The following is a 23,718-nucleotide window of genomic DNA, read 5'->3' as shown; positions in this document are numbered from 1 at the left end:
GCTTTTCGGGAATTTCCTTAAAGCGACGGCGTCTCTTCCAGCAATTCGCGGACGAAGTCGAACATCCCGTGGCGGCGGTCGCGACGCAGGCGTTCTGCCTTGACGATCGACTGGACGGCGTCGAAGGCGGCGTTGAGATCGTCGTTGACGATGACGTAGTCGTACTCGCGCCAATGGGCGATCTCGGCGCGGCTGTTGGCGAGGCGCGTCTGGATGACCTCCTCGGAATCCTCGGCTCGGCGATGCAGCCGCGACTGCAGCTCGGTCATGGTCGGCGGCAGCACGAAGATCGAGACCACATCGGCCGACATCTTCTCCTGCAATTGCTGGGCGCCCTGCCAATCGATATCGAAGAGCATGTCACGGCCTTCGGCCATGGCCTGCTCGACCGGTTCGCGCGGCGTGCCGTAGAAATTGCCATGCACCTCGGCCCATTCGAGCAGCGCGTCGCTATCGCGCATCCGCTCGAACTCGCGCACGCTCTTGAAGTGGTAATGCACGTCCTCGATTTCGCTCGGGCGGCGCTGGCGCGTGGTGACGCTGACGGAGAGGCCGATTTGCCTGTCCTTCTCCAGCAGCGTGCGCGCGATGGTGGACTTGCCGGCGCCGGACGGCGACGAGATGACGAGCATCAGACCGCGGCGGGCGATCTGCACGGGCGAGGATTTCGCCGGTTTCATGTCTTACTCCAAATTCTGGACCTGCTCGCGGAACTGGTCGATGACGACTTTCAACTCGATGCCGGCAGCGGTGACCGCCGAGGCATTCGACTTCGAGCAAATGGTATTCGATTCGCGGTTAAATTCCTGTGCAAGGAAGTCCAGCCGGCGGCCGGCCGGGCCATCTTTCACCAGGAGATCGCGCGCTGCGGCGACATGCGCCTTCAGGCGATCGATTTCCTCGCGCAGATCCGCTTTGGTCGCCAGCAATGCGGCTTCGGCATGCAGCCTGTCGCGGTCGAGCGCGGCCATGCCGTCCATCAACGCGGCAACCTGCGCGGCAAGGCGCGCAGCGATCTCCTGCGGCGAACGTGAAGGATCTGCCTCGATCGCCCGTGTCAGGCCTTCGATCGTCGCGACATGGTCGTGCAGAATACGGGTCAGCGCCGAGCCTTCCTGTTCCCGCATCGCTCTCAGATCGGAAAGCGCGGCCAGCAGGCCGGCGGCGATATCGGCGTCACGGGCGGCAAGCGCCTCTTCGCCGTCCTCCCCTTCGCGGAATTCGACGATCCCACGCACCAAAAGCAGCGTATCGAGCTTCAGTGGCGACGGATCGATGATACCGTCCAATTGCTCGCGCATCGCAAGCACGGCGGCGAGCGCCTGCCTGTTCAACACGGCCTCGAAGCGGTTCTCGTCGGCGGTGACGGATAAGGATGCCTGCAGGTTGCCGCGGCTGAAACTTTCGCCGGCCAGGCGGCGCACCTCTGCCTCCATGCGTTCGAGCCCGGGCGGCAGGCGCAGCCGCAGGTCGAGGCCCTTGCCGTTGACCGAGCGCAATTCCCATGCCCAGCGCCAGCGGCCGCTCGTTCCCTCGCGCCGCGCAAAACCAGTCATGGACTGCAAAGCCATGCGAGCCTCCAGAAAGTATCAGTTGATCTTCTTTTTCTTCGGCGGCACGACGGTCGCGCCGCTATCTGCCGGCTGTTCTTCCGGCTGGCCGTCGACTGCGATGTTCGGGTCGGAGCCCTTGTCGGCCTCGAGCTTGCGCCAGCGCTTGACGTTGGCATTGTGCTCCTCGAGCGTGGCGGCGAAAACATGGCCGCCGGTGCCGTCTGCAACGAAATAAAGGTCCTGCGTCTTCCAGGGATTGGCGACGGCTTCGAGCGCATCCTTGCCGGGATTGGCGATCGGCGTCGGCGGCAGACCCTTGATGACATAGGTATTGTATGGCGTGTCCCGCTTCAGGTCCGACTGGTAGATCGGCCGATCGGCCGGTTTGCCGTCGCCGCCGAAGAGACCGTAAATAATGGTCGGATCGGACTGCAGGCGCATGCCTTTGCCGAGCCGGTTGAGGAAAACGGAAGCGACATGGGCACGTTCGTCGGCAACGCCGGTTTCCTTTTCGACGATCGAGGCGAGCGTCACGAATTCTTCCTTGGAGCGCAGCGGCAGCGAGGAGTCGCGCTTGTCCCAGATCTGATCGACGATCTTCTGCTGGGCCGCCGCCATCTGCTGGATGATTTCCGAGCGCTTGGTGCCGCGCGAGAACTTGTAGGTATCCGGGCGCAGGCTGCCCTCGGCCGGAAGGGCGGCCGGCAGATCGCCTTCCAGCACCTTATCCTCCAGCATGCGGTTGAACATCTGGCGGACCGTCAGGCCCTCAGGGAAGGAAACGGAATAGAGAATGGATTTGCCCGATTTCAGAAGCTCCATGATATCGCTCATGGAGGCCCTGGCCTTGATCTCGTATTCACCGGCCTTCAGGCTCTCACCCGCGGAAAGATGCGTTGCCGTGAGATAGCGGAAGATGCGGGCATCGCTGATGATCGCGTTGCGCTCCAGGTTCGAGGCGATTTCGGCCAGACCAGCGCCATTGCGGATGATGAAATTGGTGTTGGTCTGCAGCGGACCGGGGTTCCGATAGGTCGATGTGGCATAGTAGAAGCCGATAATGGCGACGACGCAGACCAGAACCGCCATCGTCATGATGAAGTTCAGGAAAAGAACGACCTGGCCGCGGGCTTTCTTGGATCGTTTCGGCGGTTCCGGAACGCGCTCCGGACGCAGGGCTTCGCTCGGCGACTTCGGGATGATCGGTCCCTTCTGTCCTTGCGTCTCGTTGCTCTGGTTCGTCGTATCGCTCACCGGCAATCCTCTAAAACTTGACCCTCACTTCGCTATTTCGCGAAGCAATGCGGCAAAAGCAGGTTCTGCCGCCGTTCAACGGCGCCGTCGCCGGTCGTTATGCTCCCGCACGCCCACGCGACGCAACACTGAGAACCGGCCGTTGCGGCGTAAGGAACACCCGTTACGCCGCGCAGGACTTTTTATTGCGCGTAGCGGCGCAGGAGGAGCGACGCGTTCGTGCCGCCGAACCCGAACGAGTTGGACAGCGCCACATTGATTTCTCGCTCACGCGCCTTGTGCGGAACAAGATCGATCGCCGTCTCGCGTTCGGGATTGTCGAGATTGAGCGTCGGCGGCGCGACATTGTCGCGGATGGCGAGCGTGGTGAAGATCGCCTCGATCGCACCGGCAGCACCGAGAAGATGTCCGGTCGCCGACTTGGTCGAAGACATGGAGATCTTCGACGCCGCATTGCCCACCAGCCGCTCGACAGCGCCGAGTTCGATCGTGTCGGCCATGGTCGAGGTACCGTGGGCGTTGATGTAATCGATATCGGCCGGCGTCAGCCCGGCGCGCTTCAGCGCCATCGCCATACAGCGGCCGGCGCCCTCGCCGTCTTCGGAGGGCGCGGTGATGTGATAGGCGTCGCCCGACAGGCCGTAGCCGACGATTTCCGCATATATCTTGGCGCCGCGGGCCTTGGCGTGTTCCAGTTCCTCGAGCACGACGATGCCGGCGCCCTCGCCCATGACGAAGCCGTCGCGGTCGCGGTCATAGGGGCGCGAAGCCTTCTGCGGGTCGTCATTGTGCTGGGTCGACAGTGCCTTGCAGGCGGCAAAACCTGCCAGCGAAATGCGGCTGACGGGAGATTCCGTGCCGCCGGCGACCATGACGTCGGCATCACCCAGCGCGATCAGCCGCGCGGCATCGCCGATCGCATGCGCGCCTGTCGAGCAGGCGGTGACGACCGAATGATTGGGTCCGCGCAGCTTGTGGCGGATGGAGACCTGGCCGGAGACGAGATTGATCAGGCGGCCGGGAATGAAGAAGGGGGAGATGCGGCGCGGGCCCTTGTCGCGCAGGGTGTAGCCCGCCTCGACGATGCCTTCGATGCCGCCGATACCGGAGCCGATCAGCACGCCGGTGGCGATCTGGTCCTCATCGGTCTCGGGATGCCAGCCGGCATCGGCGAGCGCCATGTCGGCGGCGGCCATGCCGTAGATGATGAAGGGGTCGACCTTGCGCTGCTCTTTCGGCTCCATCCACTGATCGACATTGAAGGTGCCGTCGGTGCCGTCGCCGATCGGAATACGGCAGGCGATCTTGGCGGGAAGGTCGTCGACCTCGAATTCGGTGACGAGGCGGGCGCCGTTCTGGCCGGCAAGCAGCCGGGACCACGTCACCTCGGTTCCGCATCCCAAGGGTGACACCATGCCGGTACCTGTGATGACGACACGTCTCATCGCGTGCTTCCCCCCGTCTCTTATGTTCTATGGAGAAATATGCCGAAAAGAAAAGGGCGGACTCCTGGCCCGCCCTTTCTCAAAATCACAGGATCAGGCCTGGGCCTTCTCGATAAACTTTACGGCATCGCCGACCGTCAGGATCGAGTCGGCAGCGTCGTCAGGAATTTCAACGCCGAATTCTTCTTCGAAAGCCATGACCAGTTCGACCGTGTCGAGCGAGTCAGCGCCCAGATCGTCGATAAAGCTGGCGCTCTCGACAACCTTGTCGGCATCGACGCCAAGATGATCAATAACAATTTTCTTTACGCGTTCTGCGATATCGCTCATGTCGGTTTCCTCGACCTTATGTCCTGATCGGAATGCCGTTGCGGCACCCCTACCCTGTTTCAGCCTGCGATGCTTTCAGACATCCTCGGCAAACTCGTTTACCCGGCTTCAGAGGGGTCCCAGGCTTGCGAAAAGCCCGCCGGTCCGTCTGCTTTCTCGGGACGACTGCTAACAGTCATTGGCCCGCTTAACATGCTTTATGCCTGCCGCAAAGCCAGAAAATCAACGGTTCGTGATTGCTCAACATGCTATTGGCGGAAATATCCCCATGCCAGCGGTTTGTCGTTTCAGATCATCGCCATGCCGCCGTTTACGTGCAGCGTCTGGCCCGTCATATAGGCAGCCTCGGAGGATGCGAGATAAGCGACCGCCGAAGCAACCTCGCCGCCGGTGCCCATGCGCTTCATCGGGATCGCCCCCATGATCGCTTCCTTCTGCTTGTCGTTCAGCTTGCCGGTCATGGCGCTTTCGATGAAGCCGGGCGCCACGCAGTTGACCGTCACGTTGCGGGTGGCGATTTCCTGCGCGAGCGACTTGGTGAAGCCGATCATGCCGGCCTTGGAGGCGCAGTAATTGGCCTGGCCCGGATTGCCGGTGACGCCGACGACGGAGGTGATGTTGATGATGCGGCCATAGCGGCGGCGCATCATCGGATGCGTCAATTCGCGCGTCAGGCGGAAGGTCGACGTCAGGTTCACTTCGAGAACCGCGTCCCAATCCTCGTCGCTCATGCGCACGAACAGGCCGTCGCGGGTGATGCCGGCATTGTTGACGAGGATATCGACACCCTCGAGTTCGGCTTCGGCCTTCTGGCCGAGCGCCTTGACCTCATCGCGGTCGGAGAGGTTTGCCGGGAAAATCTTGACGCGCTCGCCGAGTTCAGCCGCCAGCGCTTCCAGCTTCTCGACACGGGTGCCGTGCAGGCCGACAATGGCGCCCTGTTTATGAAGAAGGCGGGCGATTTCTTCGCCGATACCGCCCGATGCGCCAGTGACGAGAGCCTTGCGGCCGGAAAGATCGAGCATGGAAGCGTTCCTTATATCTGGAGATAGCAATCAGGCCATGAGGGCGGCAACAGTCGCATCGATATCCGCCGGACCGTTGACGGAGATGCCGTTGATCGTCTTGTCGATGCGCCGGGCAAGGCCGGTCAGCACCTTGCCGGAACCGAGTTCATAAAGCGTCGTCACGCCATTGCCGGCGAACCATTCCACCGTCTCGCGCCAGCGGACCTGACCGGTCACCTGCTCGACCAGGAGGCCGGCGATCTCGTCGGCATCAGTCACCGGGGCCGCGCGGACATTGGCGATCAGGGGCACGACGGGATTGGATTTGGCAACCGTTGCCAGCGCCGCGCGCATGGCTTCCGCCGCAGGCGCCATCAGCTTCGAATGGAAGGGAGCAGAGACCGGCAGCAGGATGGCGCGCTTGGCGCCCTTGTCGGTCGCAAGACCGGCGGCCTTTTCGACGGCTGCCTTCTCGCCCGAGATGACGATCTGGCCGCCGCCATTGTCGTTGGCGATCTGGCAGGCGCCGGTAGCGGCCGCTTCCGCGCAGACGGCAACGACATCGGCATGTTCGAGGCCGATGATCGCGGCCATGGCGCCGACGCCGACGGGCACAGCCGCCTGCATGGCATTGCCGCGAATACGCAGCAGCCGCGCCGTATCGGCGAGCGAAAATGTGCCGGCGGCGCATAGTGCGGAATATTCGCCGAGCGAGTGACCGGCGACGTAGGCGACCCTGGACTTCAGATCCAGGCCCTTGGCTTCGAGAACACGGACGACGGCGATCGAGACGGCCATCAGCGCCGGCTGGGCATTCGCCGTCAGAGTCAACGTATCCTCGGGACCGTTGAACATGACGTCCGAAAGCTTTTCACCGAGCGCCTCATCGACCTCGTCGAAAACGGCACGGGCCTCGGCGAAATTCTCGGCCAAGTCCTTGCCCATGCCGACGGCCTGACTGCCCTGACCGGGAAAAGTGAAAGCGATGGTCATGCTCATGTCCCTGGCTCTTGCCCCTGATTGCGCCCCTTGAGGCTGTTTTGCCTCCAATTGACATTCTTTCCGGCAGAGTCAAGTGGCGGTCGACTCTCCGCAAAGCCTTTCGCACGCGTGCAAAAGCCAGGTTTTTGCTCTTGCGCTCTGCCAAATCGAGCCTAGATTTGCGCAGGCTCTCCCAAGGCTTCAGCTCTCTCCCAAGGTTTTCTCATGAAGTACAATTCACTCGGCCGTACCGACATTTCCGTTTCAGAAATCTGCCTTGGCACCATGACCTGGGGCTCGCAGAACAGCGAAACCGACGCGCATGCGCAGATGGATTACGCCGTCGAAAAGGGCGTCAACTTCTTCGATACCGCCGAACTCTACCCGACCACCCCGCTTTCGCCCGAAACGCAGGGCTGGACCGAAGACTATATCGGCAGCTGGTTCGGCAAATCCGGCAAGCGTGGAGATATCGTGCTCGCCACCAAGGTCGCCGGCCGCGGTCGCGACTATATACGCGGCGGCGAAGGCGCCGACGCAAAGAATATCCGCCTGGCGCTCGAAGCCAGCCTCACGCGGCTGAAGACCGATTATATCGATCTCTACCAGGTCCACTGGCCGAACCGCGGCCATTTCCATTTCCGCCAGAACTGGAGCTACAATCCGTTCAATCAGGATCGCGACAAGGCCGCCGCCAACATGCTCGACATCCTGGAGACCCTCGGCGCGCTGGTGAAGGAAGGCAAGGTCCGGGCGATCGGCCTTTCCAACGAAACCACCTGGGGTATCCAGAAATATCTGACGCTTGCCGAGCAGAAGGGCCTGCCGCGCGTAGCCAGCGTCCAGAACGAATATAATCTGCTTTACCGCCATTTCGACCTCGACCTCGCCGAACTCTCGCATCACGAGGATGTCGGGCTGCTCGCCTATTCGCCGCTCGCCGGCGGTATCCTCACGGGAAAATATGTCGATGGCGGCAGGCCGAAGGGGTCGCGCGGTTCGATCAACCACGATATCGGCGGCCGCCTGCAGCCATTGCAGGAGCCGGCAACCAAGGCCTATCTGGCGATCGCCCGCAAATACGGCCTCGACCCGGCAGCAATGGCGCTCGCCTTCTGCCTCTCCAGGCCCTTCATGGCCTCGGCCATCATCGGCGCCACCTCGCTGGAGCAGCTGAAAATCGATATCGGCGCGGCCGACCTGACGCTTTCGGGCGAGATGCTGGCGGAGATCGCCAAGGTGCACCGGCAGTATCCGCTGACACTGTAATTCCGTTCCTTTAGAGCATACCCGACGCCGGCCACCGGTTTACATCCGGTTTCCGGCGTCCGATTGCGCTTGCCTTTGCCCGAAAAATCCGTATAAGCCGCCCTGTTCGTTAACCCGGTCTTCTGGCTGGTGGCTGAACGGAGGGCCGGTTTCCTTGGAAATCGTTCGGAACGGAAGCGTTCCAGCCTCCCGTGTCTCCGCTCTCGACCGTCTCGGAAAACGCTTTCTTGCCTGGGTCCGCCCAATCAGGAGCAGTCGTTGAGGCTTAGCCGCCGAATATCGGGTTGAACCAAACGCAAGAAAGGCAAAGCTGTCATGGCTCTTTATGAACATGTATTCCTTGCCCGGCAGGATATTTCCGCTCAGCAGGTCGATGCCCTCGTAGAACAGTACAAGGGCGTGATCGAAGCTAACGGCGGTAAAGTCGGGCGTATCGAGAACTGGGGCCTCAAGTCCCTCACCTACCGCATCAAGAAGAACCGCAAGGCGCACTACGCCCTGATGGATATCGACGCACCGGCTGCTGCCGTCCAGGAAATGGAACGTCAGATGCGCATCAGCGAAGACGTTCTTCGCTACATGACGATCGCCGTCGAGAAGCATGAAGAAGGTCCGTCTGCCATGATGCAGAAGCGCGACCGCGACGACCGTCCGCGTGAAGGCGGCCGTGGCCCGCGTGAAGGCGGCTTCGGCGATCGTGACCGTGGCCCGCGTCCGCCGCGTGAAGGTGGCTTCGGCGACCGTGAAGACCGTCCGCGCCGTCCGCGCGAAGACCGTGCATAAGGGAGATCTGAGATATGTCTGAAACTTCCTCCGCTCCGGTCCGCCGCCCGTTCCATCGCCGCCGCAAGACCTGCCCGTTCTCCGGCGCCAACGCGCCGCGGATCGATTACAAGGACGTACGCCTGCTGCAGCGCTACATTTCCGAGCGCGGCAAGATCGTTCCGTCCCGCATCACGGCCGTTTCCCAGAAGAAGCAGCGCGAACTCGCCCAGGCGATCAAGCGCGCCCGTTTCCTCGGCCTGCTGCCCTACGTCGTCGCCTGATCCACTGACGTGACCAATTCTGAGGGAAGGCATTCGTGCCTTCCCTTCTCCCTTCTGCGATGGGCGCGGATCGGAACTCTTAAAACCCATGTTGAGACGTTTCTGAATTCGATTCAGCAACATCCTCTAACTGCTTGATGAAGCAGGACAGCGACCTTGAAACGACCGAACCTTAGAACGCTGCTGATCGGCGGACTCGCCGGCTTGACTGCCTTCCTGCTGATGCTGGGAGCGAGCATGCAGCCGTCGTTTTTCAGCGCGCTTCTCTATACGGCCTCGGCACTGCCGATCCTGATCGTCGGGCTCGGCTGGGGCAATGCCGCCGCGATCGCGGCTGTCGTCATGGCTGCAGCACTCGGCGCGATCGTCATGTCGCCGTCCTTTGCGCTGATCATGACGCTGGTGACGCTGCTGCCGGCCGGCTGGCTCAGCCATCTCGCCAATCTCGCGCGTCCCGCTTCCGAACTCGGCGGCCCCGACCATCTGCTTGCCTGGTACCCGCTGTCCGATATCCTGCTGCATCTCTGTGGCCTGGTGACGTTCGCCGTCATCGTCATCGGCGTGATCATCGGCTACGGGCCTGCGATCACCGATCAGATCGTCGATCTGCTGATCGCATCGGTCAAGGAACAGCAACCGGACTTCATGCCCGACCCGGCAGCGACCGCGCAGACCAAATCGCTGATCGTGCTGATGCTGCCGGCCGTGCAGGGCGGCATGTGGGTCTCCATGCTGTTTGCCGCCTATTATTTTGCGGTGCGCATCGTCGCCGCCTCCGGCCTCGGCCTTCGCCCGCGCGAGGACATTCCCTCGTCGCTGCGCATGAACCGCAACTCGATCTTCATCTTCCTCGCCGGGCTTGCCGCCTGCTTCTTCGGCGGCGTTCCGGCGCTGATCGGCGCGACCGTGGTCGGCACTTTCGGCGCCGGCTTCATGCTCTCCGGCTTCGCCTCGCTGCACTTCCGCACGCGCGGCAAGGACTGGCGTTTGCCGGCCCTCATCCTCAGCTACCTGGCATCGATGCTGATGCTGCTGCCCGCTTTCCTCATCCTCGTCCTCGGTCTCAGCGATACGCGCAAAGCGATCGCGCTGACCCCGACGAAAGATGCCGATGCCCCCAAACAATCCGATACGAAAATCTGAGACACACGAAAGGAAAAGAAAATGGACGTCATTCTTCTCGAACGCATCTCCAAGCTCGGCCAGATGGGCGAAACCGTAAAGGTTCGCGACGGCTTTGCCCGTAACTACCTGCTGCCGCTCGGCAAGGCGCTGCGCGCCAACGCCGCCAACAAGGCCCGCTTCGAATCCGAGCGCGCAACGCTCGAAGCCCGCAACCTCGAGCGCAAGTCGGAAGCCCAGAAGGTCGCCGACGTTCTCGACGGCAAGTCCTTCATCGTCGTTCGCTCCGCCGGCGAAACCGGCCAGCTCTACGGTTCGGTCGCCGCCCGTGACGTCGTCGAGATTCTCGCCGCCGAAGGCTTCAACATCGGCCGTAACCAGGTTCACCTGAACACGCCGATCAAGGCGATCGGCCTGCACAAGGTCGAGCTGCAGCTGCATGCCGAAGTCGAAATCCACGTCGAGCTCAACGTTGCCCGCTCCGCCGAAGAGGCAGAGCGCCAGGCAAAGGGCGAAGAGCTGACCTCGGTCGACGCGATCTACGGTGTCGACGAAGACGCACTGCGTCCCGAGGATTTCTTCGATCCGGAAGCCGACGGCATCGACGAAGACGAAGCATAATTCTCGTCGGAGCGATCCGCGTGAGGGAAGCCCGGCCATCGTGCCGGGCTTTTTCGTTGGGGATTTTCCGGATGTTTTTGCTGCGAGCTTTGTCGCGTCGCGGTAAAATAGTGTTCTCCGAAAGGGATGGGCTGAGTCGGCGCCATACCGTGTCGTGCGGGTGACACTGCCAGTATTTCTCCACTGTGTCGCCCAGGACTGTGGAGAAGTCGAACAACGTGCACAGCGTTCAGGATTTAACCGAAGCGAGCCCCCGCTCCTTTCGCAGCCTCTTGATTTTCGCGTCCGGAATTGCAAATCCGGAACTGGAAAAAGACAGAACGGATGATGATGAACGACGCCGCTCGAAAGATTGCAGCCGTTGCTCCGTCGGAGCAGCATTATCGCGAAGCACCCAACAATATCGAAGCCGAGCAGGCGCTTCTGGGTGCGATCCTGATGAACAACGACGCCTATTACCGTGTGTCCGACTTCCTCAAGCCGATCCATCTCTATGAGCCGCTGCACCGGAAGATTTTCGAGGTTGCCGGCGATATCATCCGCATGGGCAAGATCGCCAATCCGGTGACGATCAAGACCTTCCTGAAGGCCGACGAGAAGGTCGGCGACATGACGGTTTCGCAATATCTGGCAAGCCTCGTCAGCAATGCCGTCACGGTCATCAATGCCGAGGATTACGGCCGGGCGATCTATGACCTTGCGCTGCGCCGGGCGCTGATCACCATCGGCGAAGACGTCGTCAACATCGCCTATGATGCGCCGCTCGACATGCCGCCGCAGTCACAGATCGAGGATACCGAGCGCCGCCTTTTCGAACTGGCGGAAAACGGCCGCTACGACGGCGGCTTCCAGGCCTTCAACGATGCGGTGGCGCTGGCGATCGACATGGCGGCCGTCGCCAAGGAGCGTGACGGCGGGCTTTCCGGCATTTCCACCGGCATCCATTCGCTGGATTCCAAGATGGGCGGCCTGCAGCGTTCGGACTTGATCGTGCTGGCCGGACGCCCCGGCATGGGCAAGACCTCGCTTGCCACAAACATCGCCTACAATATCGCCGCCGCCTACGAAGGCGAGGTGCAGCCGGACGGCAGCATGAAAGCCAAAAACGGCGGCGTCGTCGGCTTCTATTCGCTCGAAATGTCGTCGGAACAGCTCGCCACGCGTATCATCTCCGAGCAGACGGAAGTCTCCTCCTCGAAGATCCGCCGCGGCGACATCAACGATGCCGATTTCGAGAAGCTGGTCGCCTGCTCGATGATGATGCAGAAGGTGCCGCTCTATATCGACCAGACCGGCGGTATCTCGATCGCTCAGCTTTCGGCGCGCGCACGCCGTCTCAAGCGTCAGCGCGGCCTCGACGTGCTTGTGGTCGACTACATCCAGCTGATGACCGGCTCGGGCAAGTCAAGCGACAACCGCGTGCAGGAAATTACCCAGATCACCACGGGCCTCAAGGCGCTCGGCAAGGAGCTCAACGTTCCGATCATCGCGCTCTCGCAGCTTTCGCGCCAGGTCGAAAGCCGCGACGACAAGCGGCCGCAGCTTTCCGACCTCCGCGAATCCGGCTCGATCGAGCAGGACGCCGACGTCGTGCTCTTCGTGTTCCGTGAGGAATACTACGTCAAAAATTCGGAGCCGCGCGACATCCAGGATCCGAAATATCCGGAATGGGAAGCGCTGTTCGACAAGGTGAAGGGCACGGCCGACGTCATCATCGCCAAGCAGCGCCATGGGCCGACAGGCACGGTAAAGCTCGCCTTCCAGTCGGAATTCACCCGCTTCGCCGATCTCGCCGATCCCTCCTTCACCCATTACGAGGAACATTGACGCGGTTTCCCGCGTCGATTTCCCTTAGAGCCCAACGGCCCGCAACAGAGCGACCGTAGTCACGCCAACCACGACGCTTGCAAGCATCGGCAAACGGCGTGCAGCGATGGCGGTTACCGCGCAGGCCAGCGTCTCCGCCCAACCTACCGCAAAGGCGGTCGGGGCGATGACGGCCATCAGCACGGCCGGCGGAATGGCTTCGATCGCCATTCTCCGCCGCTCGTCCATCTCTATGTAACGGATCAACACGAGGCCGCTAACGCGGGTGAAGACCGTTGCGGCAGCCATCGCGAGGATGGCGATAAGGGTGTTGAGGTCAAGCGTCATGCCGCTTGCTCCCGCGCCCTGCCCTGCCAGAGGGCCATTGCCAGCCCAGCCAGCGCACCGGCGGCTATATACCAGACCCCGGGCACGAAGTGATGAACCGCAACGGAGGCAGCACCGCTTGCCGCGAGGACGGCGCCGGTTTCCGGGCCCTTCCAGAAGCCCGTGACGAGCACGACGAAAACCGCCGGAAAGGTGAAATCAAGGCCGATGACGGCAGGATTGCCGAGAAAGGCGCCGAGCAGAGCGCCCGTCAGCGACGCGCCGACCCAGGTGAGGTAGAAGGGCGCGACGATGCCGGCATACCAGGCGGGTGTCAGCCGGGTGCTCCCGGCGCGGAATTCCGCCATGGCCCAGAGCTCGTCGGCGAGGAAGAGCATGGCGATATAGCGTTTGATGCCAGGGAAGGACTGCATTTTCGAACCGATTGATGCGCTCATCAGCACGTGGCGGATATTGACCAGCAGGGCGGCGAAGCCAATACCGATCCAGCTTGCCGGATGCGTCCAGATGTCCATCGCCACGAATTGCGAGCCGCCCGCAAAGACAAGTGCGCTCATCAGCGTCGTTTCCAGCGGCGAAATGCCCTTGGTGGCCGCGACCGCGCCGAAGACGAGGCCGATCGGCAAGACAGCGACGACAAGCGGAAAGATGACGCGCATTCCGGCAAGAAATTCGCCGATAAGAAATTCACCGGATGGCCGGCTGTGCTGCAACATGGCAACCTCCTGATCAAGATCGCGGAGGGTTAGCCCAGCCCGCCATGGCTGTATTGAACGAAAGTGATCAGCCGGTGCGGAATTGGCCGGGGGTTACGCCCGTCCGCGCCTTGAAGTGCCGGGTGAAATGCGCCTGATCGGCAAAACCGCATTCAAGCGCGATGTCGGCCGGCATGCGCCCCTGCCGCAGCAGGCGGCGGGCCACCTGCACGCGCCGATCCGTCAGAAAAGCGTGCGGGGTGATGTGATATTCTTTGCGGAAGGCGCGGATGAGGTGAGCGCGGCTCAATCCCGCCACGCCGGCCAGTTCCTCGAGGCCGACATCGCTGTCGAAATTCTCGATGAGATATTCGCGGGCGCGGGCGACCGCGCTTCGTTCCTGCGTATCGACAGGCACGACGATCGTGCTGCCGTGGCGCGCAAAGATGGCCGCCAGCACCGAGAACATGCTTTCATCGGCCTCCAGCGCGCCTGCTCCCCTTTCGAGCGTGCGGTGGGCGGCATGAAACGCATTGGCAAGTTGCGGATCGCGCGGCAGCGCACTGGAGAAAGACGGCGTCGCGTGGAAGGCCTTGCCCGTGACATCCTCCAGAATATCGACGAACAGCTTCGTATCCGGATAGATCATGCGATAGCGATAGCCTTCGCCGCCGGGCGTGCCATCATGAACGACGCCGGGATCGATGAGATAAAAATCACCCGGGCCGGTTTCCTCTTTCCTGCCGCTGAGAGTAGCGATCTGGGTGCCGCTTTCGATCGCGCCGATGCTGAACGTATCGTGCGCGTGCGGCGCGTATTCGTGCGTCAGGAAAGTGGCGCTCAGACACTCCATATCGCGGAAGCGGCCATCCCGCCAGAAGCGGGCCGTTTCCACGTTGGCAAGCGGCATGGCGTCTGCCGCCTCTTTCTGCGATACGTTGTGCATCCGATAAGATTAACGCCGAAGCCAGCATGCGTCTTGAACAAAAGTGATCGTGCAAGAAGCAAAGGGTGGTATGTGGCTGCCTGCGCTTTCCCTTAACCGCAATGCTCTCTAGACTGGTCCCAAGCGGTTTCCTTCCACTATTTCACGGCGATTCATGACAGATTTTCCTATTCCCTTCGAAGACGACGATCTTTTTGCATCCGCAGGCCTGCGGCTGACCGTCGACCTGGCGGCCCTGACGGAAAACTGGCGCGACATGGCGCGCCGCTCCGGTGCGGCGCGTGCTGCCGCCGTCGTCAAGGCGGATGCCTATGGCATGGGCATCGAGGATGCCGGCGAAGCGCTCTATATGGCAGGCGCCCGCGACTTCTTCGTTGCGACCGTCGACGAGGGCGTGACACTTCGCCTCTATGCGCCGGACGCCCGCATCTTCGTGCTGTCAGGCATATGGCCGGGCACCGAGCGGCGCTTCTTCGACAATGATCTGGTGCCGGTGATTTCCTCCGACGAGCAGCTCGCCTTCTGGATGGCCGTGCTTGCCGATTACGGCGACTACCCCTGCGCGCTGCATGTCGATACCGGCTTCAATCGGCTGGGACTGCACATGGACGATGCGATCGCGCTCGCCGACGACGTCTCGCGGCCGGCGAGTTTCGCGCCGGTGCTCGTCATGAGCCATCTTGCCTGCGGCGACGAGCCCAGCCATGCGATGAACAGGCGGCAACTCGAATCATTCCGCAGGGTTAGCGCCGCCTATGAAGGCATCGATTCAAGTCTTGCCGCTTCGGCCGGCATCTTCCTCGGAGAGGACTATCACTTCGACCTGACGCGCCCGGGCATTGCGCTTTATGGCGGCGAAGCGGTCTGCGGCATGGCAAACCCGATGCGGCCGGTTGCAACCGCACAAGCCCGTATCATCCAGGTGCGCAACGTCGAGGCCGGCGAGACCGTCAGTTATGGACGGGCGCTGCAGCTTCGCCGCGACAGCCGGCTGGCGATCGTTTCGGTCGGTTATGCCGACGGCTACATGCGCAGCCAGTCGAGCGGCGGCGTGCCGCTGCGCCAGGTGGTACCGCAAGGCGGGGAAGGTTTCATCGCCGGACACAAGGTGCCGGTCGCCGGCCGGATCACCATGGACCTGACGATCTTCGACGTCACCGATCTGCCCGAGAACGCCCTGCGCGCCGGCGACTATGTCGAGCTGTTCGGAAAGAACGTGGCGCTTGACGACGTGGCGCGGGCGGCGGGCACGATCGGATACGAGATCCTGACCAGCATGGGGCTGCGCCACGAACGGCGCTATGTCGCCGACGAGGAGTAGGAATGTCCTCGGCAGATTGTTATATATTCGGCAAAGGAGACCGCCATGACGACAATTCGTCTCAACGCCGCCGAAGAAGCCTTTGTCGAACAACAGATCAAGGCTGGATATTATGACAATGCCGATGACGTCGTTCAGGCCGGTCTTGAGCTTCTGCGCGAACGCGAAACGAAGATTGCGAAACTTCGGGCGCTCATCAAAGAGGGCCAGGACGATATCGATATGGGTCGGGTGGTCTCTTTCGACAGTGCCGAGGAGCTGACGGCGTTTATTCTGCGAGAAGCTGCGGAGACCGATAATTAAACCCCGGCGCCTCACCTTCTCCCGCAAGGCCATTGACGATCTGACATCGATGTTCCGCTATATAGCAAGCGACGATCCCATCGCCGCCAAGCGCCTCCTCGACCAGATCAGCCAAAAGATCGAGCAGATTGCGCAGTCTGGTTTTACAGGCGTCAATCGCAGTTGGCTGAGCCCTGATCTCAGAGCAATTGTTTACAAGAATCGTTGCATCTATTTCGTCGTCCGAGACGACGAGCTTCATGTGGTGCGCGTCCTGCATGGACGGGAAGACGCCTCACCCGAAGATTTTATCGAAAGCAGTCATTGATGGCGAAGGCCAGGACACAATTCATCTGCCAGAACTGCGGCACGGTTCATAACCGCTGGGCCGGCAAATGCGAGAACTGCGGCGCGTGGAACACCATCGTCGAAGAAGACCCGATGGGCGGGATCGGCTCCGGTCCCGGCAAGACACCGAAAAAAGGCAGGCCGGTGACGCTGACGGCGCTGTCGGGCGAGATCGAGGAGGCGCCGCGCGTCCATACCGCCATGTCGGAACTCGACCGGGCGCTCGGCGGCGGCTTCGTGCGTGGATCGGCAGTGCTGATCGGCGGCGATCCCGGTATTGGCAAATCGACGCTGCTGATGCAGGCGGCCGCCGCCCTTGCGCGGCGCGGCCACAAGATCATCTATGTCTCCGGCGAAGAAGCCGTGGCCCAGGTCCGGCTGCGGGCGCAGCGCCTTGCGGCGGCCGATACCGACGTGATGCTGGCGGCCGAGACCAATGTCGAGGATATTCTGGCGACGCTGGCCGAGGGCAAGCGGCCGGATCTCGTCATCATCGATTCCATCCAGACGCTGTGGAGCGAACTTGCCGAATCCGCGCCGGGAACGGTCACGCAGGTGCGCACCGGCGTGCAGGCGATGATCCGTTTCGCCAAGCAGACCGGGGCCGCCATGGTTCTCGTCGGGCATGTGACGAAGGACGGGCAGATCGCCGGCCCGCGCGTCGTCGAGCACATGGTCGACGCCGTGCTCTATTTCGAGGGCGATCGCGGCCATCACTACCGCATCCTGCGCACGGTCAAGAACCGCTTCGGCCCGACCGACGAGATCGGCGTCTTCGAAATGTCCGACAGGGGACTGCGCGAGGTCGCCAACCCCTCCGAACTCTTCCTCGGCGAGCGCAACGAGAAATCGCCGGGGGCAGCGGTCTTCGCCGGCATGGAGGGCACGCGGCCGGTGCTGGTCGAAGTCCAGGCGCTGGTGGCGCCGACCTCGCTCGGCACGCCCAGGCGTGCCGTGGTCGGCTGGGATTCGGCCCGACTGTCGATGATCCTCGCGGTGCTGGAAGCCCATTGCGGCGTCAGGCTCGGCCAGCACGATGTCTATCTCAACATCGCCGGCGGTTACCGCATCACCGAACCGGCCGCCGATCTCGCCGTCGCCTCGGCGCTCGTTTCCTCGCTTGCCGGTATTGCCCTTCCTGCCGATTGCGTCTATTTCGGCGAAGTCAGCCTGTCGGGCGCCATCCGGCCGGTTGCGCACACCGCCCAGCGCCTCAAGGAAGCCGAGAAGCTGGGCTTTTCCGCAGCGCTGCTTCCGTCCGCCTCCGCCGAGTTGCCGAAGGGCTCCGGCGGGCGCTGGAGCGAAGTCGAAAGCCTGCCGGATCTGGTCGCGCGCATCGCCGGGTCGAAGGGGGCGCTGCGTGTGGAAGACGAGGTTTGATCCTTTCATTGCCAAGATTGGTGATGATATAGGAGGCACACGATAAGGCACGACACGGCCGCCAAGCGGCAGTCCTGGAGTTGAAATTACATGCCCATTACGATTTTCGACGGTATTGTCATCGGCGTCGTGCTCTTCTCCGCCGTGCTGGCGATGGTCCGCGGCTTCTCGCGCGAGATTCTGTCGATCGCGAGCTGGGGCGGTTCGGCGGCGGCGGCCTATTACCTCTATCCGTACCTGCTGCCCTATGCGAAGAAATACACCGATGACGACCGCATCGCGATCGTCGGCTCGGCAGCGGTCGTCTTCCTGATCGCGCTGATCGTCATCTCCTTCATCACGATGAAGATCGCCGATTTCATCATCGACAGCCGCGTCGGCGCGCTCGACCGCACGCTCGGCTTCCTGTTCGGGGCAGCGCGCGGCGTGTTGCTCCTGGTCGTCGCCGTCGCCTTCTGGAACTGGCTGGTCGATGCCGATCACCGCCCGGCCTGGGTCAACGACGCGAAGTCGAAGCCCTTCCTGGATTCGATGGTCGTGAAGCTGAAATCGGTTCTGCCGGAGCAATTTGCCCAGATGATACCGGCGAGCATCCGTGATAAGCTTCAGCCGCCGGCACAGGGCGGCGCTGAAGGCACCAATCCGCCGACGGGCGACCAGGCGCCGGCGGAAGACGCACCGACAGCGCCTGCACAGCAGCCGGCGAATTGACACAGTGTTCAAGTGCTTGACCCGCCTTCCGGCAGTTGCCATTTGAGCGGGACGTAAACTACAGCGCCGCGCGTCTTTCAGACGCGCAAAGGACGCTGTAGCACTTTGAATTCTGCATAATTTTATCCTTAAATCGATTCCGATTTAAGGAATTATGCAGTGGGGTCCGGCAGGGCATTTCAGCTCCGCCGGGCTTCAGTTATTTCTGGAAAATGCCGATCCATTCTTGTGAGAGCAAAGGCCCGCAGAAATGAACCAGTCCCATTCCTTCCCGACCGACGATCCGCTCGACGGAGACACGCTGCATGAGGAATGCGGCGTTTTCGGAATTCTGGGACATCCCGATGCCGCCACACTGACGGCTCTCGGCCTGCATGCGCTTCAGCACCGCGGACAGGAAGCGGCCGGTATCGTCTCCTTTGACGGCAAGCGCTTCTACCAGGAGCGCCATATGGGCCTTGTCGGCGATCACTACACCAATCCGATGACGCTCGCCCGCCTGCCCGGCAGCATGTCGATCGGCCATACGCGCTACTCCACGACAGGCGAAGTGGCGATGCGCAACGTGCAGCCGCTGTTTGCCGAGCTTGAGGAAGGCGGCATCGCCATTGCCCATAACGGCAATTTCACCAACGGCCTGACGCTGCGCCGCCAGATCATCGCGACCGGCGCCATCTGTCAGTCGACCTCCGATACCGAAGTGGTCCTGCATCTCATCGCCCGCTCCCGCCATGCTTCGACCTCCGACCGTTTCATCGATGCCATCCGCCAGATGGAAGGCGGCTATTCGATGCTCGCGATGACGCGCACCAAGCTGATTGCGGCGCGCGATCCCACCGGTATCCGCCCGCTCGTCATGGGCGAGCTCGACGGCAAGCCGATCTTCTGCTCGGAAACCTGCGCTCTCGACATCATCGGCGCCAAGTTCATCCGCGACGTCGAGAACGGCGAAGTCGTCATCTGCGAAATCCAGCCGGACGGCTCGATCAGCATCGATGCACGCAAGCCCAGCAAGCCGCAGCCGGAGCGCCTCTGCCTGTTCGAATATGTCTATTTCGCCCGGCCGGATTCGGTCGTCGGCGGCCGCAACGTCTATACGACGCGCAAGAACATGGGCATGAACCTCGCCAAGGAATCGCCCGTCGAGGCCGACGTGGTCGTGCCGGTGCCGGATGGCGGCACGCCTGCTGCTCTCGGCTATGCGCAGGAAAGCGGTATCCCCTTCGAATACGGCATCATCCGCAACCATTATGTCGGCCGCACCTTCATCGAGCCAACCCAGCAGATTCGCGCCTTCGGCGTGAAGCTGAAGCATTCCGCCAACCGCGCGATGATCCAAGGCAAGCGCGTCGTGCTGGTGGATGACTCCATCGTGCGCGGCACGACGTCGCTGAAGATCGTGCAGATGATCCGCGAAGCCGGTGCACGCGAAGTTCATCTGCGCGTCGCAAGCCCGATGATCTTCTTCCCGGATTTCTACGGCATCGACACGCCCGATGCCGACAAGCTGCTGGCAAACCAGTATGCCGATGTCGAGGCCATGGCCAAATATATCGGCGCGGATTCGCTTGCCTTCCTGTCGATCAACGGGCTTTACCGCGCCGTCGGCGGCGAGGACCGCAATCCGGCTCGCCCGCAGTTCACCGACCACTACTTCACCGGTGACTACCCGACCCGCCTGCTCGACAAGAATGGCGAGTCGATGGGCAACAAGCTTTCGATGCTTGCCAGCAACGGCTGAGCCGTTTGCTCCTTTGATTTCCCTCCGAGGGGCTGTCGCGCCCCTCTCCTTCGCAAGCAGATCCGGAACCGGAGCAGATGAACATCAATCTTGAGGGCAAGATCGCACTCGTCACCGGTGCGTCGCGCGGTATCGGCTACTTTACGGCGCTGGAACTTGCGAAGGCCGGCGCCCATGTCATCGCCTGCGCCCGCACGGTCGGCGGTCTTGAGGATCTCGACGACGCGATCAAGGCCGTCGGCGGCACGGCGACGCTGGTGCCCTTCGATCTGGCCGACATGAATGCGATCGACGCGCTCGGCGGCTCTATCTTCGAGCGCTGGGGCAAGCTCGATATCCTCGTTGCCAATGCCGGCGTGCTCGGCGTCATTTCCCCGATCGGCCATATCGAGGCGAAGGTGTTCGAAAAGGTGATGACCATCAACGTCACCGCGACATGGCGGCTGATCCGCTCGGTCGATCCGCTGCTTGCCCGCTCGGATGCCGGCCGCGCCGTCATCCTGTCCTCCGGGGCCGCCCATAAATGCCGTCCCTTCTGGGGCGCCTATTCCGCGTCCAAGGCCGCCGTCGAGGCGCTGGCTCGCACCTGGGCCGGCGAGAGCCAGTCAACGCCATTGCGTATCACCAGCGTCGATCCCGGCGCGACCCGCACCGCGATGCGGGCGCAGGCCGTACCGGGTGAAGATCCGCAGACGCTGCCGCATCCTTCCGAGGTCGCCAAGGCGATCCTGCCGCTGCTCGGCCCCGGCGTGACCGAGACGGGCAAGCTGTTCATCGTGCGGGAAAACAAGCTCGTCGATTACCGGCTGCCGGAATAGGCCGGACGTCTCACTTGGCTGCAACGGCTGGGAACAGGTGCGCCAAGCCCGTTTCCGACGGGCACAGCGCATTGAGGTCCACCGCTCCCCGAATACCGTCCACTGCGCCATTGTCGGCAAACTGCCAGATCGACCAACGACTGCATCCTTCCTGCGCAGGTTCCTTGAAGACGCTTCGCAGCCAGAGGTAATGCTCGGGGAAGCGGGCTTCATTGCCCTTCAGATATTGATCGAAGAATTCCTGCGTGACGTAGAAAATCGGCTTTTCCGGGAAGGTGTCTTTGAGTTCGGTGAAGAAGGCGTTCACCTCGGTCGCCATTTCATCGAGCGTCGGGACCTTGTTGCAATTGCCGACAAACTCAAGGTCGACGGCGATCGGCAGGGTTCCCGCCTGCTTGGGCACGGTCGCCAGGACATTCTGCGCCTGATCCTTGCCCGGGCGGCAGAAAGTGAAGAAATGATAAGCGCCTCTGACCACGCCGGCCTCTCCGGCGCGCTGCCAGTTCTCGGCGAACCTGGAATCCTTGTGGTCGCCGCCTTCGGTCGCCTTCATTATCGCAAAACGCACGTTCGGCTGCGCGGCAACCGTCTTCCAATCGATATCGCCCTGGTGATGGCTGACATCGATGCCTTGGATCGGATGGCTTGATAAAGACGGATTGTTGAAACGAAGCATTCCGAAATCGTATGCGAAATAAGCAGCGAATGCGACCATCAGAATTGATGTCGCTCCGATCGTTCCCCAGAGCAAGGCTCTCACTCATTCCCCCTATTTTTCAGCAGCCTGCCAACTGGCTATTTGCGATTTGTGCCGTGAAAGTGGCGGACGAGCCTCAGGACGCGTACTCTGTCTTCGCGGGCAGTTCGTCCTTGCGTTCGCGGTGCCGGATAAGTCGCTTCACTTGCCGCCGCATCGCTCCGCGCCCCTCTTGACCAAATGCCATTCCCACGCCATAAATCGCGCCATGAAAACGGTTACCTGCATTATCTGCCGGAAGATTATTCGCTAGCGCACGCGCTGGCCCGGCCGTTTTCGTCTCCCAAATAGTCAGATGCGAAACGCCCCGGCCCGCCGGTCGCGATGTTTTTCTAGTTGTGCTTATGGGAGAGTGGAATGGGCGGCATGCCGGAATTGAAGCTGTACAACACGCTGACACGGGAAAAATCGGTCTTTGCGCCGATCGATCCCGACAATGTCCGCATGTATGTCTGCGGTCCGACCGTCTATGATTTCGCCCATATCGGCAATGCCCGCCCGGTCATCGTCTTCGACGTGCTGTTCCGGCTGCTGCGGCATATCTATGGCGAGGATCACGTCACCTATGCCCGCAACATCACCGACGTCGACGACAAGATCAATGCGCGGGCGTTGAGAGATCATCCGGGCCTGCCGCTGAACGATGCCATCCGCGCCGTCACCGAAAAGACCGAGACGCAGTTTCACGCCGATGTCGCCGAGCTCGGCTGCCTGGAGCCGACCGTCGAGCCGCGGGCGACCGACAATATCGTTGAGATGACCGAGATCATCGAGAAGCTGATCGGCAACGGCCATGCCTATGTCGCAGCCGGCGAAGTGCTGTTCGACACCAAATCCATGGCGGATTACGGCCAGCTTTCGAAGCGCCCGCTCGATGAGCAGCAAGCCGGCGCCCGCGTCGCCGTCGATGCGCACAAGAAGAATCCCGGCGATTTCGTGCTGTGGAAACTGTCGAGCCACAACGAACCCGGCTGGGAGAGCCCCTGGGGCCGCGGCCGGCCCGGCTGGCATATCGAATGCTCGGCGATGAGCCGGCGTTATCTCGGCGATGTCTTCGACATTCACGGCGGCGGGCTGGACCTGATCTTCCCGCACCATGAAAACGAGATCGCCCAGTCGCGCTGCGCCCACGGCACCGAGGTGATGGCGAATGTCTGGATGCACAACGGCTTCGTGCAGGTCGAAGGCCGCAAGATGTCGAAATCCGAAGGCAATTTTGTCACCATCCACGACCTGCTGCATACTGAGGTTTTCGGCGGCCGCAAATGGCCGGGCGAAGTGCTGCGCCTTGCCATGCTGATGACGCATTACCGCGAGCCGATCGATTTTTCGATCAAGCGGCTTGAGGAAGCCGAACGCCTGCTCGCCAAATGGCCGGCGACGGAGCCCGGGAATGCCGAACCTGACGAGACCGTGCTGAATGCGCTCGCCGACGACCTCAACACGGTGGCGGCGGTGCAGGCCTTGCATGCGCTGGCGCAGGCCGCCCATAGCGATCCCGCCGCTGCCGCCCGATTTGCCGCAACGGCTTCCCTCCTCGGCCTGTTGCCGAAGAAAGCCGAAATCGACGAGGCCGTCGCAGCGGCGGTCGATGCGCTGGTCGCCATGCGTCTTGAAATGCTGAAGGCGAAGAATTTTGCCGAGGCCGACAAGATCCGCGACGAGCTGACCGCGAAAGGCATCCAGCTGAAGGACGGCAAGGATGCGGCGACCGGCGAGCGGGTGACGACGTGGGAGGTCAAGCGGTGAGAGCGGTGTCCGGGGATAAGGCCCCTCCCCAACCCCTCCCCACAAGGGGGAGGGGCTACAGAGCCGCGCGGCTCCGAAACGACCTCGCCGCAACCGCAAACATTCGAAGCGGAAGCGAAAACGGCGCCACGAGAGAGCCCTCCCCCTTGTGGGGAGGGTTGGGAGGGGTCTTGGCTTTTAGCTCTGAA

25 protein-coding genes are annotated in these 23,718 nt (G+C 62.0%); 14 read left to right on the top strand and 11 right to left on the bottom strand.

What is annotated here, in order from left to right; all coding sequences use genetic code 11:
• Positions 1 to 17: 17 nt before the first annotated feature.
• The 7 genes from gmk to fabD all read right to left on the bottom strand — a co-directional run bounded on the left by gmk (position 18) and on the right by fabD (position 6,582).
• Complete coding sequence (gene gmk, locus RHEC894_RS07150; protein ID WP_085736765.1) at positions 18 to 680, bottom strand: guanylate kinase; 663 nt, start codon at positions 678 to 680, stop codon at positions 18 to 20.
• Between the two features lie 3 nt (positions 681 to 683).
• A complete protein-coding gene (locus RHEC894_RS07145) occupies positions 684 to 1,571 on the bottom strand; it encodes a YicC/YloC family endoribonuclease (protein ID WP_085736764.1) in 888 nt (295 codons plus the stop codon).
• An 18-nt stretch (positions 1,572 to 1,589) separates the two neighbouring features.
• Positions 1,590 to 2,807 (bottom strand): endolytic transglycosylase MltG, encoded by a 1,218-nt coding sequence (gene mltG, locus RHEC894_RS07140; protein ID WP_085738889.1) that lies wholly within the window; start codon positions 2,805 to 2,807, stop codon positions 1,590 to 1,592.
• A 182-nt stretch (positions 2,808 to 2,989) separates the two neighbouring features.
• Positions 2,990 to 4,252 (bottom strand): beta-ketoacyl-ACP synthase II, encoded by a 1,263-nt coding sequence (gene fabF, locus RHEC894_RS07135; protein ID WP_085736763.1) that lies wholly within the window; start codon positions 4,250 to 4,252, stop codon positions 2,990 to 2,992.
• A 93-nt stretch (positions 4,253 to 4,345) separates the two neighbouring features.
• On the bottom strand, positions 4,346 to 4,582 hold the full coding sequence (locus tag RHEC894_RS07130) for an acyl carrier protein (RefSeq protein ID WP_003547058.1): 237 nt from the start codon (positions 4,580 to 4,582) through the stop codon (positions 4,346 to 4,348).
• Between the two features lie 287 nt (positions 4,583 to 4,869).
• Entirely contained in the window at positions 4,870 to 5,607 is a 738-nt protein-coding gene (gene fabG, locus RHEC894_RS07125; RefSeq protein WP_039618906.1) for a 3-oxoacyl-[acyl-carrier-protein] reductase, read from the bottom strand.
• A 30-nt stretch (positions 5,608 to 5,637) separates the two neighbouring features.
• Positions 5,638 to 6,582, bottom strand: coding sequence for an ACP S-malonyltransferase (gene fabD, locus RHEC894_RS07120; protein ID WP_085738888.1), 945 nt, complete (start codon positions 6,580 to 6,582; stop codon positions 5,638 to 5,640).
• A 213-nt stretch (positions 6,583 to 6,795) separates the two neighbouring features.
• On the opposite strand from fabD, the gene RHEC894_RS07110 reads away from it, so the two are divergent.
• The 6 genes from RHEC894_RS07110 (at position 6,796) to RHEC894_RS07085 (ending at position 12,455) form a co-directional block, all read left to right on the top strand.
• Positions 6,796 to 7,839 (top strand): aldo/keto reductase, encoded by a 1,044-nt coding sequence (locus RHEC894_RS07110; RefSeq protein ID WP_085736762.1) that lies wholly within the window; start codon positions 6,796 to 6,798, stop codon positions 7,837 to 7,839.
• A 315-nt stretch (positions 7,840 to 8,154) separates the two neighbouring features.
• The gene (gene rpsF, locus RHEC894_RS07105) at positions 8,155 to 8,622 is read left to right on the top strand and encodes a 30S ribosomal protein S6 (protein ID WP_085736761.1); all 468 of its coding nucleotides are present in this window, start codon (positions 8,155 to 8,157) and stop codon (positions 8,620 to 8,622) included.
• Between the two features lie 14 nt (positions 8,623 to 8,636).
• Positions 8,637 to 8,885, top strand: a complete 249-nt coding sequence (gene rpsR / locus RHEC894_RS07100; RefSeq protein ID WP_003547038.1) for a 30S ribosomal protein S18 — start codon at positions 8,637 to 8,639, stop codon at positions 8,883 to 8,885.
• Positions 8,886 to 9,041: 156 nt separating this feature from the next.
• The gene (locus tag RHEC894_RS07095; protein WP_085736760.1) at positions 9,042 to 10,028 is read left to right on the top strand and encodes a DUF2232 domain-containing protein; all 987 of its coding nucleotides are present in this window, start codon (positions 9,042 to 9,044) and stop codon (positions 10,026 to 10,028) included.
• Positions 10,029 to 10,049: 21 nt separating this feature from the next.
• On the top strand, positions 10,050 to 10,628 hold the full coding sequence (rplI, locus tag RHEC894_RS07090; RefSeq protein ID WP_085736759.1) for a 50S ribosomal protein L9: 579 nt from the start codon (positions 10,050 to 10,052) through the stop codon (positions 10,626 to 10,628).
• 330 nt (positions 10,629 to 10,958) lie between these two features.
• Complete coding sequence (locus RHEC894_RS07085) at positions 10,959 to 12,455, top strand: replicative DNA helicase (protein ID WP_085738887.1); 1,497 nt, start codon at positions 10,959 to 10,961, stop codon at positions 12,453 to 12,455.
• 24 nt (positions 12,456 to 12,479) lie between these two features.
• Here the strand turns inward: RHEC894_RS07085 and RHEC894_RS07080 are convergent, their stop codons facing one another.
• The 3 genes from RHEC894_RS07080 to RHEC894_RS07070 all read right to left on the bottom strand — a co-directional run bounded on the left by RHEC894_RS07080 (position 12,480) and on the right by RHEC894_RS07070 (position 14,387).
• Positions 12,480 to 12,782, bottom strand: a complete 303-nt coding sequence (locus RHEC894_RS07080; RefSeq protein ID WP_085736758.1) for an AzlD domain-containing protein — start codon at positions 12,780 to 12,782, stop codon at positions 12,480 to 12,482.
• Positions 12,779 to 13,498 (bottom strand): AzlC family ABC transporter permease, encoded by a 720-nt coding sequence (locus tag RHEC894_RS07075; protein WP_085736757.1) that lies wholly within the window; start codon positions 13,496 to 13,498, stop codon positions 12,779 to 12,781. Before RHEC894_RS07075 ends, RHEC894_RS07080 begins: the two co-directional genes overlap by 4 nt.
• 67 nt (positions 13,499 to 13,565) lie before the next feature.
• A complete protein-coding gene (locus RHEC894_RS07070) occupies positions 13,566 to 14,387 on the bottom strand; it encodes an AraC family transcriptional regulator (protein ID WP_085736756.1) in 822 nt (273 codons plus the stop codon).
• 190 nt (positions 14,388 to 14,577) lie between these two features.
• Between RHEC894_RS07070 and alr the strand changes: the two genes are divergently transcribed.
• The 7 genes from alr (at position 14,578) to RHEC894_RS07035 (ending at position 21,024) form a co-directional block, all read left to right on the top strand.
• Positions 14,578 to 15,744, top strand: coding sequence for an alanine racemase (gene alr, locus RHEC894_RS07065; protein ID WP_085736755.1), 1,167 nt, complete (start codon positions 14,578 to 14,580; stop codon positions 15,742 to 15,744).
• A 45-nt stretch (positions 15,745 to 15,789) separates the two neighbouring features.
• Positions 15,790 to 16,047 carry a type II toxin-antitoxin system ParD family antitoxin gene (locus RHEC894_RS07060; protein WP_085736754.1) on the top strand — a complete coding sequence of 86 codons (258 nt, stop codon included), beginning with the start codon at positions 15,790 to 15,792 and terminating at the stop codon, positions 16,045 to 16,047.
• Positions 16,028 to 16,354, top strand: coding sequence for a type II toxin-antitoxin system RelE/ParE family toxin (locus RHEC894_RS07055; protein ID WP_348630140.1), 327 nt, complete (start codon positions 16,028 to 16,030; stop codon positions 16,352 to 16,354). The genes RHEC894_RS07060 and RHEC894_RS07055 overlap by 20 nt, the downstream gene beginning before the upstream one ends.
• Complete coding sequence (gene radA, locus RHEC894_RS07050) at positions 16,354 to 17,754, top strand: DNA repair protein RadA (RefSeq protein ID WP_085736752.1); 1,401 nt, start codon at positions 16,354 to 16,356, stop codon at positions 17,752 to 17,754. Before RHEC894_RS07055 ends, radA begins: the two co-directional genes overlap by 1 nt.
• Before the next feature lie 90 nt (positions 17,755 to 17,844).
• Positions 17,845 to 18,465 (top strand): CvpA family protein, encoded by a 621-nt coding sequence (locus tag RHEC894_RS07045; protein ID WP_010065216.1) that lies wholly within the window; start codon positions 17,845 to 17,847, stop codon positions 18,463 to 18,465.
• A 250-nt stretch (positions 18,466 to 18,715) separates the two neighbouring features.
• Positions 18,716 to 20,206 carry an amidophosphoribosyltransferase gene (gene purF, locus RHEC894_RS07040; protein ID WP_085736751.1) on the top strand — a complete coding sequence of 497 codons (1,491 nt, stop codon included), beginning with the start codon at positions 18,716 to 18,718 and terminating at the stop codon, positions 20,204 to 20,206.
• A 77-nt stretch (positions 20,207 to 20,283) separates the two neighbouring features.
• On the top strand, positions 20,284 to 21,024 hold the full coding sequence (locus tag RHEC894_RS07035) for an SDR family NAD(P)-dependent oxidoreductase (protein WP_003578324.1): 741 nt from the start codon (positions 20,284 to 20,286) through the stop codon (positions 21,022 to 21,024).
• 10 nt (positions 21,025 to 21,034) lie between these two features.
• Here the strand turns inward: RHEC894_RS07035 and RHEC894_RS07030 are convergent, their stop codons facing one another.
• Positions 21,035 to 21,739, bottom strand: coding sequence for a GH25 family lysozyme (locus RHEC894_RS07030; RefSeq protein WP_089152727.1), 705 nt, complete (start codon positions 21,737 to 21,739; stop codon positions 21,035 to 21,037).
• 399 nt (positions 21,740 to 22,138) lie between these two features.
• Between RHEC894_RS07030 and cysS the strand changes: the two genes are divergently transcribed.
• Positions 22,139 to 23,530, top strand: a complete 1,392-nt coding sequence (cysS, locus tag RHEC894_RS07025; protein ID WP_085736749.1) for a cysteine--tRNA ligase — start codon at positions 22,139 to 22,141, stop codon at positions 23,528 to 23,530.
• Positions 23,531 to 23,718: the final 188 nt, after the last annotated feature.

This window comes from Rhizobium sp. CIAT894 (genome assembly GCF_000172795.2).
GTDB lineage: Bacteria > Pseudomonadota > Alphaproteobacteria > Rhizobiales > Rhizobiaceae > Rhizobium.
The sequence above is the reverse complement of the archived record's forward strand: the minus strand, read 5'-3'. Positions and strand labels throughout refer to the sequence as shown.